The sequence below is a fragment of the Vreelandella zhaodongensis genome, assembly GCF_013415115.1.
Classification (GTDB): Bacteria; Pseudomonadota; Gammaproteobacteria; order Pseudomonadales; family Halomonadaceae; genus Vreelandella; species Vreelandella zhaodongensis.
In genome coordinates this window covers 224,370-237,539 of sequence record NZ_JACCDD010000001.1, presented here as the reverse complement: position 1 = coordinate 237,539, position 13,170 = coordinate 224,370, and the positions used below count along the sequence as shown (strand labels likewise).

At 53.2% G+C, this 13,170-nt stretch carries 12 protein-coding genes; 1 reads left to right on the top strand and 11 read right to left on the bottom strand.

The window, feature by feature from the left end; translation table 11 throughout:
* Nucleotides 1–77: 77 nt before the first annotated feature.
* Nucleotides 78–563 carry a YajQ family cyclic di-GMP-binding protein gene (locus HZS79_RS00980; RefSeq protein ID WP_179926848.1) on the bottom strand — a complete coding sequence of 162 codons (486 nt, stop codon included), beginning with the start codon at nt 561–563 and terminating at the stop codon, nt 78–80.
* Nucleotides 564–789: 226 nt separating this feature from the next.
* Here HZS79_RS00980 and cobO point away from each other — a divergent pair, with 226 nt between their 5' ends.
* The gene (cobO, locus tag HZS79_RS00975; protein WP_179926847.1) at nt 790–1,389 is read left to right on the top strand and encodes a cob(I)yrinic acid a,c-diamide adenosyltransferase; all 600 of its coding nucleotides are present in this window, start codon (nt 790–792) and stop codon (nt 1,387–1,389) included.
* A gap of 102 nt (nt 1,390–1,491) precedes the next feature.
* Here the strand turns inward: cobO and HZS79_RS00970 are convergent, their stop codons facing one another.
* The 10 genes from HZS79_RS00970 to tsaE form a co-directional block, all read right to left on the bottom strand.
* Entirely contained in the window at nt 1,492–2,787 is a 1,296-nt protein-coding gene (locus HZS79_RS00970) for an adenylosuccinate synthase (RefSeq protein ID WP_179926846.1), read from the bottom strand.
* Nucleotides 2,787–3,980: an ATP phosphoribosyltransferase regulatory subunit gene (locus HZS79_RS00965; protein WP_179926845.1), complete on the bottom strand. Its 1,194-nt coding sequence runs from the start codon at nt 3,978–3,980 to the stop codon at nt 2,787–2,789. The genes HZS79_RS00970 and HZS79_RS00965 overlap by 1 nt, the downstream gene beginning before the upstream one ends.
* Before the next feature lie 201 nt (nt 3,981–4,181).
* A complete protein-coding gene (gene hflC, locus HZS79_RS00960; RefSeq protein WP_162217511.1) occupies nt 4,182–5,066 on the bottom strand; it encodes a protease modulator HflC in 885 nt (294 codons plus the stop codon).
* The gene (hflK, locus tag HZS79_RS00955; RefSeq protein ID WP_162217510.1) at nt 5,067–6,344 is read right to left on the bottom strand and encodes an FtsH protease activity modulator HflK; all 1,278 of its coding nucleotides are present in this window, start codon (nt 6,342–6,344) and stop codon (nt 5,067–5,069) included.
* Between the two features lie 136 nt (nt 6,345–6,480).
* A complete protein-coding gene (hflX, locus tag HZS79_RS00950) occupies nt 6,481–7,791 on the bottom strand; it encodes a ribosome rescue GTPase HflX (protein ID WP_162217509.1) in 1,311 nt (436 codons plus the stop codon).
* 35 nt (nt 7,792–7,826) lie between these two features.
* Nucleotides 7,827–8,075, bottom strand: coding sequence for an RNA chaperone Hfq (gene hfq, locus HZS79_RS00945; protein WP_009099947.1), 249 nt, complete (start codon nt 8,073–8,075; stop codon nt 7,827–7,829).
* Between the two features lie 137 nt (nt 8,076–8,212).
* Nucleotides 8,213–9,151 carry a tRNA (adenosine(37)-N6)-dimethylallyltransferase MiaA gene (miaA, locus tag HZS79_RS00940; RefSeq protein ID WP_179926844.1) on the bottom strand — a complete coding sequence of 313 codons (939 nt, stop codon included), beginning with the start codon at nt 9,149–9,151 and terminating at the stop codon, nt 8,213–8,215.
* Nucleotides 9,152–9,199: 48 nt separating this feature from the next.
* Nucleotides 9,200–11,128 carry a DNA mismatch repair endonuclease MutL gene (gene mutL / locus HZS79_RS00935; protein WP_179926843.1) on the bottom strand — a complete coding sequence of 643 codons (1,929 nt, stop codon included), beginning with the start codon at nt 11,126–11,128 and terminating at the stop codon, nt 9,200–9,202.
* 22 nt (nt 11,129–11,150) lie between these two features.
* Nucleotides 11,151–12,650, bottom strand: a complete 1,500-nt coding sequence (locus tag HZS79_RS00930) for an N-acetylmuramoyl-L-alanine amidase (RefSeq protein WP_246311382.1) — start codon at nt 12,648–12,650, stop codon at nt 11,151–11,153.
* An 11-nt stretch (nt 12,651–12,661) separates the two neighbouring features.
* Entirely contained in the window at nt 12,662–13,159 is a 498-nt protein-coding gene (tsaE, locus tag HZS79_RS00925; RefSeq protein WP_179926841.1) for a tRNA (adenosine(37)-N6)-threonylcarbamoyltransferase complex ATPase subunit type 1 TsaE, read from the bottom strand.
* Nucleotides 13,160–13,170: the final 11 nt, after the last annotated feature.

The window sequence follows — 13,170 nt, the reverse complement described above, 5'->3', positions numbered from 1 at the left end:
CACGCGCTGCGTCATCATATTGCTGTTTATAAGAACTGTTTATAAGAACTGATTATCCTAACTACTTGCCTGGAAGGTTAGTCGCGGAAGTTATCGAATTGCAGGGGTAGCTCTGGGCCTTCTTCACCTCGTAGTAGCGCCATCACACTCTGTAAATCATCGCGCTTTTTACCTGTAACGCGAACCTTTTCGCCTTGAATTTGAGCTTGTACTTTTAACTTGCTGGCTTTTATACGCTTCACCACGTCTTTTGCTTCCGCCTGGTCAAGCCCCTGCTTAAGCACAATCTCCTGTCGCGCTTTCACGCCAGAGAGCACTGAGTCTTGAACATCCATGCAGCGGGCATCAATACCACGGGCAATCAGACGGTTGCGCAACACATCAATCATTTGCTTAAGCTGGAAGTCTACTTCTGCCTCTAGCTGCACTTTTTCACCTTCTAAGGCAAAGCTGGCATCGACACCTTTAAAATCAAAACGTGTCTGTACTTCACGGTTTGCCTGATCAACGGCATTGGATGCTTCGTGCTGGTCGAACTCTGACACAATATCAAAAGAGGGCATGGCATAATTCCTAGTAAGACATGACCCACTATTCTAGAGCAGCTAGCCCCCAACCGGCCAATTCTCTTAAATAATGTGTCACATCCCCTATAATCTCAGCACCTTAAAAACTTAAACAGAACCTCTCGATAGCTATACAGAACTTAACCTTAGCAATGTTAAATTGCCGCTGGATGGATTACCCTAGCTATCACTGGATTAATCACATGCCTACGGAAACGCACCCATGAGCGATCGAGATACACGTCATAAAGCGTCGATGGAAAAACTCAAAGCCCGAGTAGACGAAAAAGTCGCTAACGCCACCGAACAGCGCGGCTTGTTGCTAGTGAACACCGGCAATGGCAAGGGTAAAACAACAGCGGCCTGGGGCACCGTCACTCGTGCGCTTGGCTATGGTTACAAAGTGGGCGTTGTACAGTTCATTAAAGGCTTGTGGGAGTGCGGTGAGCGCAACCGGCTCGAAGAGGATGCCAATCTAAAGGTTGCCATTATGGCCACTGGCTTTACCTGGGACACTCAGAACCGTGAAGCGGACACCAAGGCCTGCCTGGAAGTATGGCAAGAGGCCGAGGCAATGCTTGCTGATCCAGATACCTACTTGGTTGTACTGGACGAAATCACCTATATGCTGAAGTTCGGCTATTTAGATATTGATACGGTTAAGCAGGCACTTATCAGCCGCCCACAGGAGCAAACGGTGATTATTACTGGGCGCAATGCTCACCGAGACTTGGTGGCGATGGCGGACACAGTGACAGAGATGCAAGAAGTACGGCACGCGTTTAACAACGGTATACAAGCACGGCGCGGCATAGACTTTTAGTACCGATATAGCTGCACAAAGCAAAAAAGGGGCGAATTAATCGCCCCTTTTTTCAACTACTCAATTATTTCAACTACTCAATTATCAATGGATGAGCACTACTTAGCCGTCAAACGGATTACGCAGAACAATGGTTTCCACGCGGTCAGGGCCGGTTGAAATAATATCGATGCTCGTGCCTACCTGCTCTTCTAAGAAGTTAATGTAAGCTCGTGCGTTAGCCGGCAGGTCTTCAACCTTTTTGGCTCCTAGGGTAGATTCTTTCCAGCCTGGCAAGTCGTGGTACAGCGGCTCAACGGCTTCGTAGCCTTCTGAGTCCACCGGATTATCCAGCACGTCGCCATCCTTGCTGCGATAACCGACACACACACGGATATTTTCCAGGCCATCCAAAACATCCAGCTTGGTTAAGCAGATACCAGAGACCGAATTAATCTGTACCGCATGACGCAACGCTACGGCGTCAAACCAGCCACAGCGGCGTGGACGGCCTGTTGTCGCGCCGAACTCATGCCCGCGCTCAGCTAAGTGGCGACCGTGATCATCAAAAAGCTCGGTCGGGAATGGACCAGAACCAACACGGGTAGTATAGGCTTTGGTGATACCCAACACGTAATCCAGGTAAAGCGGGCCAACGCCCGAGCCTGTGGCCGTACCACCCGCCGTGGTGTTGGAGCTAGTCACGAAGGGGTAAGTACCGTGATCGATATCCAGCAACGAGCCTTGGGCACCTTCAAATAGAATGTTCTCGCCCGCTTTACGCAGATCATGAACCATACTGACGGTATCACACACCATCGGGCGCAGTTCTTCTGCCATTTCCATGGCAGTATCCAGCACTTCCTGGAAGTCCACGGCAGGTTCACCGTGATAGTTCACCAACACAAAGTTGTGATAGTCCAGCACTTCGCCAAGCTTGGAAGCAAAACGTTCACGATGCAGCATATCGCCCAGACGCAAGCCACGACGCGCAACCTTGTCTTCATAAGCAGGCCCAATACCACGGCCTGTGGTGCCGATTTTAGCGACGCCGCGCGCTTTCTCGCGCGCCTGGTCCAAGCGCACGTGGTAAGGCAGGATCAACGGACAAGCAGGAGACAAGCGCAGGCGCTCTCGTACCGGCACGCCCTTATCTTCCAGCTCGCGGATCTCTTTGATCAGTGCTTCAGGCGACAATACAACACCGTTGCCGATCACGCAGGTTTTACCTGGACGCAGTACGCCGGAAGGAATCAGGTGAAGAACCGTTTTTTCGCCTTCAATCACCAAGGTGTGGCCTGCGTTATGACCGCCCTGAAAGCGCACCACCGCTGATGCCGACTCAGTAAGCAGGTCAACGATTTTGCCTTTGCCTTCATCACCCCATTGGGTACCCAGGACTACGACATTCTTACCCATTATGCACTCGTCTCTTGTGTCAGGGCCGTTGTCTGCCAACGACCGTCAATAAACTCAAGACGGCGGTCACAACTGTGCTCCGCCGGCCCAGTACGCTGCCCAGGCAGCGCTTGAATCACACGTTCACCCTGCTCACGCAGCGCAGCGATGGCAGCGTTAAGCGACTCTTGTTCTTGGGCAGGCGCCCAAATAGCACCCTGGCTAGGTGAAGCCAACGCCAGTGATGCCAGTTGTTTTAAATCCATGGAGAAGCCAGTCGCAGGCCGCGCTCGTCCAAATGCACGCCCCGTATCATCGTAGCGTCCACCTTTTGCAAGCGCATGTCCATAGCCAGGCACATAAGCAGCGAACATCATGCCAGTGTGGTATTGATAACCACGCAGCTCCGCTAGGTCAAAATAGAGCGACACATTAAAACGTGCCAACACGCCCTTATAAAGCGCTTGTAGCTGATCAAGCGCCGCCTTAACGGGCGCTGGTGCACCTGCAAAGCGCTCATACGCATCGGACAGGATGCTTGCATCGCCATGTAGCTCGCCAAGCGCCATTAGCATATCCGCCAACACTGGGTCGCTAACACTGGCGTTAACTTGCGCCGCCAATTGTCCTGGTGATTTTAACGCCAATGCTTCAAAGAGCGCACTCTCTTGCTCACTGCTGAGTGCCGCTGCCTCGACCAAGCTTCGATAGATACCAATATGGCCAAGCGCCAAATGAATTTCATCAGCACCTGCCGCTTTTAAGCTGGCCAGGGCTAAATGGATAATCTCACTGTCCGACTCTAAACCAGCGTGACCAAATAACTCGACACCGACCTGTACCGGGCTGCGTCCGCCTTGATGCTGATCCGCTTTTGCACGCAATACATTCGTGCAGTAGCACAGCCGTACGGGGCCTTGACGCTTCAGTGAATGCGCGTCCATACGCGCTACTTGAGGAGTCACATCCGCAGAAGCCCCCATCATTCGGCCAGTTAGCTGGTCAGTCAGCTTGAAGGTCTGAAGATCGAGATCGGTACCGGTACCCGTAAGTAAGGAGTCCAGAAACTCCACCGGCGGTGGCATTACTTGGTCATAGCCCCAGCGATGGTAAAGATCGAGCAGCGCACGGCGCAGCTCTTCCATGCGGCTTGCCTGAGGCGGCAGCACCTCATCCATGCCGTCGGGCAACAGCCAGCGGTCAGCGATGGTCATGTGAACAATCCTGCGAAACGATGAAGGCCCAAGCAAGCGCTATATCACGACGCATTTTTGGCGTCATCAGAGAGCGCTGGCGAAATGAGGGCCACAAAAAAACCGGGCGACGCCCGGTTATTAAAGTCTACCACGTTTATTTGCTAGATGAACCCCGCCAGGTGTTAGGTTTACATAACCCAGCGGGTGCCATCATACCGATTACTCAGCGTTACTCGGTACCGCGCTACGTAAGTAGCGGAAGAAATCGCTGTCCGGCTCCAACACGAGCAGATTGCCATCGCCAGCGAAGCTTTCACGATAAGCATTCAGACTACGCCAAAAGGCAAAGAACTCCTGATCTTGGCTGTATGCCTGGGAGAATATCGCGGCCGCTTCTGCATCACCCTCACCACGCAGCGTTTCAGAGCGCTCATTGGCTTGGGCAAGCAGTACTTGGCGCCGGCGATCAGCGTTAGCCCGGATACGTTCCGCTTCTTCCTGACCTTGTGCGCGCCACTCACGAGCTTCACGCTCACGTTCAGAACGCATCCGCTCGAATACCGCTGCCGATACATCTTCTGGCAGATCGATGCGCTTGATGCGAATGTCACGAATCGCGACACCAAGCTCATCACGCATCAGCTCATCAAGGTCAGCGGTTGGGCCGGTCATTAGGTCGTCACGGCGCTCTGCAATGATTTCCTGAAGATTAAGACGACCAAATTCGTTACGCAGACTTTCATCGACACGGGGCTGAATCAGGCGAATCGCCATTAATTCATCGCCCGCAGTCGCCTCGTAGTAGCGAGTAGGGTTAATCACCTGCCACTTAACGTAAGAGTCGACAATAACCGCTTTCTGTTCAAGCGTTAGATAACGGCTAGTGTCGGTGTCCAGAGTCAGCAAACGCGTATCAAACTTACGAATCGTTTGAGCGATCGGTATTTTGACATGCAGCCCAGGCTGAATGTTTTCTTCGATGACCTCACCAAAGCGTAACTTTACAGCGCGCTCAGTTTCATCCACCACATACAGGCTATTGCTCGCAAGCCAGGCCACTGCGGCCAAACCACCTACGATTAGCAGGGATCGATTATTAATCATTTAGCGGCCCTCCCTGCGAATGGGATTACTTGACGACGACGAACCACCCTGACTACCACGCAGCGAATCTAATACTCGCGGGTCAATTGATTCACTGTTTGAATCGCCACTACTGCGATTTGAAGAGGTATTACTACCCCCTGAACCACTGCCACCGCGCATCTGATCCAACGGCAAATACATCAGAGGAGCGTTTTCGCTGATATCCAGCAGTACCTTAGGCGTATTACCAAAGACTTCTTCAATAGCGTCGAGGTACATACGTTCACGCATGATCGCTGGCGAATTGCGGTACTCAGTCAGCAGCGCATTAAAGCGGTTTGCTTGACCTTGAGCTTCAGCAACAACCGACTCACGGTAACCTTGACCCTGCTCAACCACACGCTGAGCCTGACCTTGAGCGGCGGGGATAATAGCATTGGCGTAAGCCATGCCTTCGTTGATGGTACGCTGACGATCTTCGCGGGCGCGAATAACGTCATCGAATGCATCGATAACCGGCGCTGGTGCAGATGTTGATTCAATGTTAATCGTCTGTAAGCGAATACCGGCACCGTAAGCATCCAAATAGGATTGGAGACGGCTTGCGACCGAGCTACCCAGGATCTCACGACCCGACGTCAGGATATCGATCATATCAGTGCCACCAACGACATGGCGCAGAGCGGAATCCAGAGCATTCTCAATAGAAAGCCCGGGGTCACGTACGTTCAATACAAAATCGCGCGGGTTGGCAACTTGGTATTGAGCGGAAATTTCCACTTCAACAATGTTCTCGTCACGGGTCAGCATCGACTGCGTTTGCGAAACAGACCGAACGCGCGTCACATTAACCATACGTACATCGTCAATTAACGGCGGGTTCCATTGCAGACCTGGATCTACGATGGTTTGGTACTCACCAAAGCGAAGTACAACGCCACGCTCTGACTGGTCAACCAGGTAAAAACCTGATGCCGCCCAGATAGCTAATGCAACGATGACCAGAAGACCAGGCAATGCTAGAGAATTACGGGGTTTACCGCTTCCCCCCTTGCCATTACCGCTACCACCTTTCTTTTTGCCACCGCCACCAAGCATGCCATTTAGTTTGTCTTGGAATTTTTTCAGTGCTTCATCAAGATCAGGGGGGCCTTGGTTATTACCACCGTTGTTGCCTCCGCCGTTATTACCACCGCCGCTGTTACCACCGCGATCACCGCCGCCATTACTATTGCGTCGGCCACCACTGCTCCAGGGGTCGTGCTGGTTGCCACCACCGGGCTCATTCCAGGCCATACTTCGTCTCCACTGAGGTGTTCACCTGCACATCGACTTGCGGTCATGCAAGGTCGGGTGCTTTTGATATTATTGCTATATCAACCTTGTACCATACTTCTACAGACAATCACTATAGATCATGGCACTTGATGGTCTACCATTCGTCAGATTCGCGTAATGCTTCTGGTAAATAGGTATTTGCGCGCTCTCCTAGCTGAGCCATCAGCTGGTTAAAGTCGCGCCTGGGCAAACGCACATCCAACACAGAGTGCCCTTGCTCATCAAAACGCTCTTCACGCACCGCATTAAGCTCATGCAACCCTGCACGAAGCTTACCTTGTTCTGGCAAAAGCGTGAGCGAAAAGCCAATCACATCGTTGGCCAAGCGCTCGGTCAATGCCTCATGCAGTAGCTCAAGGCCCTGCCCTTGCTGAGCAGACAACCACACAACATCAGGTATCCCCTGACCATCACGTTCAATGCGTGCTGCGCTGTCGAGCCTGTCAATTTTGTTCATGACTTTAAGAACAGGAACGCTATCGGCACCTATCTCTTTCAACACGTGATCGACCTGCTCGACATTTAAGTCGCGGTCTGGATCAGCAGCATCAATCACATGCACTAGCAATGTCGCTTCGGTTGCTTCTTGCAAGGTTGCCTGAAATGCCTCAACAAGCTTGTGCGGCAAGTGGCGGATAAAACCTACCGTATCAGCCATCACCACAGGCCCTACATCTTCAATTTCGAGACGACGTAGAGTGGGATCAAGGGTAGCAAATAGCTGGTCAGCCGCGTAAACATTGGCGTTAGTCAGCGCATTGAATAAAGTTGACTTACCGGCATTGGTATACCCCACCAGCGACACGCTATGAATCTCTGCACGCGAACGGGCACGACGGTTCTGCTGCCGCTGACTGCGCACTTTATCAAGCCGCTTGTGAATCGACTTAATACGGCCACGTAGCAAGCGACGGTCGGTTTCCAGCTGAGTTTCACCTGGACCACGCAGACCAATACCACCCTTCTGCCGCTCAAGGTGCGTCCACCCACGCACTAGGCGAGTAGACATGTACTCAAGCTGGGCAAGCTCGACTTGTAGCTTACCTTCATGGGTTCGTGCTCGTTGCGCAAAAATATCGAGTATCAAACCCGTACGGTCGAGTACCCTACACTTGAGCTCATGCTCAAGATTACGCTCCTGGGAAGGACTTAAACTGTGGTTGAAGATCACCAGTTCAGCATGGTGAGCTGCGAGCATTGCCCGCAGCTCTTCCAACTTGCCAGACCCTATAAACGTACGTGAGTCAGGACGCTGTCGGCTAGCTGTGAGCAATGTCGCGGGCTCTGCGCCAGCAGAGCGCACGAGCTCTAAGAACTCACCCGGGTCTTCACGTGCTTGTTCATCATGAAAATCCACGTGAACAAGTACTGCCGTTTCACCGGCATCTGGGCGCTCAAAAAACAATCAATACCTCATGGACTCTCTGCTATCCAGCGATGTTAGATGTCCGCGTCAGGCGCGGCTGGATCTTGTGCCGGCAAACGCACATTGCGCGAAGGCACCACCGTGGAAATAGCGTGTTTATAAACCATCTGACTGACGGTATTGCGCAACAAGATGACAAACTGGTCAAATGATTCAATTTGGCCCTGCAGCTTAATGCCGTTTACCAGGAAAATAGAGACCGGAATGCGCTCCTTGCGCAAAATATTCAGGTACGGGTCTTGAAGGGACTGCCCTTTGGACATGTTGCTCTCCCTAAAACTGTCGTTGGGGTTGGTTATAAATGGCGCGCCCTACTGGTGCTGCGCCGCAAACTTGTTGCCCGAAAGGCCTGGTCAACCGGCCGCTCGAAAACACTTGCATACGAAATCACTATCTTACGCTAAGCACCGCTTTCACGCACGAATTTCAGCACCTTATCCATGCTATCGTGGCGTTGCGTGTCTACCCAGGTGAGCGATGGCCAGCTTCTCAACCACGTTAGCTGTCGTTTAGCGAGTTGGCGAGTGGCAATGACACCGCGCTCCACTAACTCGTCATAGCGATATTTACCATCTAAATACTCCCACACCTGCCGATAGCCAACGCTCTTCATTGCAGGCAAGTCGGGATGAATCTCATGGTGTTGTTTGAGGGCGACAACTTCATCTATCAAGCCTTCAGCCAACATTGTTTTGAAACGCACAGCAATGCGGTCATGCAGCACTCGTCGATCCTCCGGCGCCAATGCTATCGACATCACCCGCCATGGAAAGGTTTCAGACTGTTGCTCGGCCCATAGCTCACTCATAGGCCGACCACTTGCGTAGTAAACTTCTAAGGCACGCATTAGCCGTTGCGGGTCGTTAGGATGAATCCGCCGGGCTGACACAGCATCCACTTTCTCAAGCGTTCGATGCAGCGCACCCACTCCCTCTTCTTGTCTAATCATTTCCAAACGCTGACGAATCAAGGGGTCTGCCGCAGGCAGATTAGCCACCCCTTCAACCAGGCGCTTGTAGTACAGCATAGTACCGCCAACCAGTAATGGCACCTTACCAGCCGCGCTGATTTGCCGCATCTCACGCAGCGCGTCTTCACGGAAATCAGCTGCTGAATACGGCTCAGCAGGATCGCGAATATCAATTAAGCGGTGCGGCGCCCGGGCAAGTTCGGAAGCGCTCGGCTTGGCACTACCAATATTCATGCCCCGATATACCATAGCCGAATCCACGCTAATCAGCTCATGCCCTTGCTGTTCATGAAGTGCTATTGCCGCATCGGTTTTGCCGGCCGCCGTTGGCCCCATTAAAAAAATCGCCCAGGGGCGTGTATCAGCCATCTATTTACTGCACTCCAAATCGTGTCATGATCGTTACTGGCCGCGCTGCTATTGTCCACGCAAGAACAAGCGGTCTAGCGCCTTCATACTCATCTGCGTCCAGGTGGGGCGACCATGGTTACACTGATCACTTCGCTCGGTGCGTTCCATATCTCGCAATAACCCGTTCATTTCATCAACAGTTAGCCGCCGATTAGCACGGACGCTACCATGGCATGCCATGGTGGAAAGTAGCTCATGAATGCGTGCCTCCACTTGCTGAGTGCGCCCAAAACGCGCCAGCTCTTCAAGCATCTCACGCACCAGTTGCTCGGGGTCAGCTTGCGCTAGCAAGGCTGGCAACTGACGAACCAGCAGCGTCTCTGGGCCTGCCACATCAAGCTCAATGCCCAACTGAGAGATTGCATCGCGCTCACTCTCGGCAGTCGCCACCTCGACTCGGCTGGCGGCCAACGACACGGGAACTAGTAACGGCTGGGTATCAATGCCCTGGGACTCAGCTAACTGCTGTTTCATGCGCTCGTAAACGATTCGCTCATGAGCGGCATGCATATCCACTAGCACTAGCCCTTGAGCATTTTGCGCCAAAATATAAACACCATGCAGCTGCCCCAGCGCAAACCCCAATGGAGGTGCAGTGGTGGCATCATGCTCAGGCATCGCTACCGGAGCCGGGGCCTCGCGCACCTCCGTTGCTTTTGATGTACTGATGCTGGGCGCACTCGGCTGCGGCGTTAGTAACGACTCTTCATGATCCGGGTGCAGCGCTTGGTAACCCTGCATAAAACGGCGCACCCGCGCCGCGCCAGGGTGTCGCTCTGGAGCATCCGATAGCGCTATGCCTTGCTGCTGCCAGCGCGGCACAGGTGTTTGACCTTCTGGTTCATCCGCATTTGCTTCAGCGGTAACCTCAATCCGCTGTGCTTGACTCGCCTCCTGCTCTTCATCACCGGGCTTTGAAACCGCCAGACAATGATGCAAGCTAGAGTAAAGGAAGTCGTGCACCATACGGCCATCGCGAAAGCGCACCTCATGCTTCGTCGGATGGACATTAACATCCACCACATCTGGGTCTAATTCCAGATAAAGCACAAAGACAGGGTGACGCCCGTTATAGAGCACATCGCGGTAGGCTTGGCGCACCGCATGAGCAACCAAGCGGTCACGCACCACGCGACCATTCACAAAGAAGTACTGCTGATCCGCTTGAGAGCGTGAGTGAGTAGGCAGCCCGACCCAACCACTAAGCCGCAACCCACCCGCTTCGCGCTCAATATAACGGGCGTGCTCAATAAAATTTTTACCTAATAAAGACGCGATACGCCTCTCGCGTGCGGTGGGAGTGGTACCCGGCGGAAGCTGATGAACAACCTTTTGATTATGTCGCAACACCCAAGCAACGTCGTAACGAGAAAGCGCTTGTCGGCGAAATGCCTCTTCTACGTGGGCAAATTCGGTTTTTTCGGTACGCAGGAACTTGCGACGCGCGGGGGTATTAAAAAACAGATCCCGCACCGCCACACTAGTGCCACGCGGGTGTGGCGCAGGCGTCACGCGTGCTTCCATACCTCGCCCCTCTGCCACCACTCTCCAACCATTACGAGGGTCGTCTTCGGCATTGGAAATCAGCTCAAGCCGTGAAACTGAGCTTATCGAAGCCAACGCTTCGCCACGAAAGCCAAGCGAACTGACGCCCTCCAGGTCTTCTAGGCTATTAATTTTACTGGTTGCATGCCGAGCAAGCGCTAAGGGAAGATCATGTTCGCTGATACCTATTCCATCATCGCGCACTTTAATTAGCCGCGCACCGCCCTGCTCAATTTCCACTTCAATGCGCTGACCACCGGCATCAATCGCGTTTTCAATTAGCTCTTTCGTCACCGATGAAGGGCGCTCAACGACCTCACCTGCAGCAATTTGGTTAGCCAGGCGAGGGTCGAGCACATGGATACGTTGCGCAGCGATTAATTCAGACAACCTTCACCTCAAGCGCTAATGATTATGAACTAGGAATGCGTAATACCTGGCCAACGCGAATAACGTCACCATTAAGGTCGTTAGCCTGCTTTAGCTGATTGACCGGCACACCATGGCGTATGGCAATAGCCGACAGCGTATCCCCGGATTGGATGCGGTATTCGTTACCTGATGGGCTGCGCTGATTATCGCGCTCCCACGCCAGCAAACTGGCGGGCGGCGGATTCCCCTCAAAATGATCGCGTAGGCCGCTAAAAATAGCAGTGGCAAGCCCGCGTTGGTGACTTGGGTCACGCAAGCGCCGCTCCTCCTCGGGGTTCGAGATAAACCCCACTTCAATCAACAGCGACGGTATATCCGGTGACTTGAGCACCATAAAACCTGCCTGCTCTACACGTGACTTATGCAGTCGATTTACACGCCCCAACTTCTCCAACACTTGGCCACCAATGGTGAGCGAGTCGTTTAACGTTGCGGTCATGGTAAGGTCCAGTAGCACACCACGTAGCACCTGATCTTTATCACGCAAGGAAAGGCTACCATCTACCCCACCAATCAAATCAGAGCGATTTTCGCTATCGGCAAGCCACTGGGCCGTTTCAGAGGTTGCTCCCCGTTGGGAAAGCGCATAGACAGAGCTTCCCTGGGGCCGCGGACTCGTAAACGCGTCGGCATGTATCGATACAAAAAAATCGGCTTTCTGTTCTCGGGCTAACTGCGTACGCTGACGAAGACCCAAATAGTAATCACCATCCCGAATCAACACAGCCTTAAAGCCGCGGGTTTCATTAATTTTTGCCGCTAAGCGCCGAGATATTTCGAGAACGACATCTTTTTCACGGGTACCTGCAGGACCAATAGCGCCTGGGTCTTCGCCACCATGGCCTGGGTCTATCGCGATAATAATATCCCGCCGCGGATGCGGCTGGGCAGACTGAACCTCTGCAGGAGGCTGGCTGACTGTCGTCGGTGCGGCCTGCTCGCTAGAGGCCTGCTGGCTGGGGGCTTGCTCCTGCACTTGAGCCTGGGCTTGGGTATTCGCGCGCTGAGCAAGAATTTCTTGATCACGAATCATTGCCTCAATCGGATCAATCGGGTTCTCAACCGCACTTTCGCCGGGATACTCGAGGTCAACCACCAAGCGGTGCCCATATTGGTCATTCGGCGGCAGAGTAAAGTGGCGCGGCGAGATCTCACGGTTTAGCTCTAACACTACCCGCAAGCCACCGCCGTCTCGAACCCCTGTGCGTACGGAATCAATGGCACTGCCATCCAGGGGAAGTGTCGAAGCGTCGGTATTCATCTCGCTTTCATCAAGATCAATCACCAAACGTGCAGGGTTATCTAACGAAAATACATTCGCGCTGGCAGCAGCAGAAAGATCAAACACGAGACGCGCATGATCTGGCGCTGACCATAATCGCATGCTTTCTACCGTCGCCGCCTGAAGCGACGATACGCCCGCCATTAAAAGAGCGCAGCCAGCCGATAACGTGAGAACCGCGCGCAAAACTATGCGCATTAGTGCGCCACTCATATCCATTGAATCACACCATTTTCTCGCTGCCCGTTGCCACATTGATAAGTTAACTCGCTGATCACACGCTCACCGGTCAGACTACCTGCCGTTAACGTAACCAAACGTCCTGGCTCAACGACCTCCAACAGCACGCGCAAATCAGGGGCAGGCAACCAGCCTTCTCCTCGGCTTGGCCACTCAATTAAGCACAGCGCATTATCAGCCAGTACATCTCGCCCGCCAATAAACTCCAGTTCCTCTGGCTCTGCTAAACGATAAAGATCAAGGTGGTAAACGCGCTGCGCACCAAGCTCGTAGGGCTCAACCAACGTGTAGGTTGGGCTTTTGACTGCCCCTTGGTGTCCGTAGGCCCGAAGCACGCCACGCGTCAGGGTGGTTTTTCCGGCCCCTAGCTCGCCTTCTAAATACACACGGCCGTAGCCTTCCAGGGCCTTCCCTAACGCCTCACCAAAGGCAACGTGAGCTACTTCATCATTCAATTGCACTTGCATGTAGGCCGCCT

Bases quoted from the DNA above. Each gene is read 5' to 3' on its own strand.
- HZS79_RS00980 (WP_179926848.1), bottom strand. From the start codon at position 563: ATGCCCTCTTTTGATATTGTGTCAGAGTTCGACCAGCACGAAGCATCC.
- cobO (WP_179926847.1), top strand. From the start codon at position 790: ATGAGCGATCGAGATACACGTCATAAAGCGTCGATGGAAAAACTCAAA.
- HZS79_RS00970 (WP_179926846.1), bottom strand. From the start codon at position 2,787: ATGGGTAAGAATGTCGTAGTCCTGGGTACCCAATGGGGTGATGAAGGC.
- HZS79_RS00965 (WP_179926845.1), bottom strand. From the start codon at position 3,980: ATGACCATCGCTGACCGCTGGCTGTTGCCCGACGGCATGGATGAGGTG.
- hflC (WP_162217511.1), bottom strand. From the start codon at position 5,066: ATGATTAATAATCGATCCCTGCTAATCGTAGGTGGTTTGGCCGCAGTG.
- hflK (WP_162217510.1), bottom strand. From the start codon at position 6,344: ATGGCCTGGAATGAGCCCGGTGGTGGCAACCAGCACGACCCCTGGAGC.
- hfq (WP_009099947.1), bottom strand. From the start codon at position 8,075: ATGTCCAAAGGGCAGTCCCTTCAAGACCCGTACCTGAATATTTTGCGC.
- miaA (WP_179926844.1), bottom strand. From the start codon at position 9,151: ATGGCTGATACACGCCCCTGGGCGATTTTTTTAATGGGGCCAACGGCG.
- HZS79_RS00930 (WP_246311382.1), bottom strand. From the start codon at position 12,650: ATGCGCATAGTTTTGCGCGCGGTTCTCACGTTATCGGCTGGCTGCGCT.
- tsaE (WP_179926841.1), bottom strand. From the start codon at position 13,159: ATGCAAGTGCAATTGAATGATGAAGTAGCTCACGTTGCCTTTGGTGAG.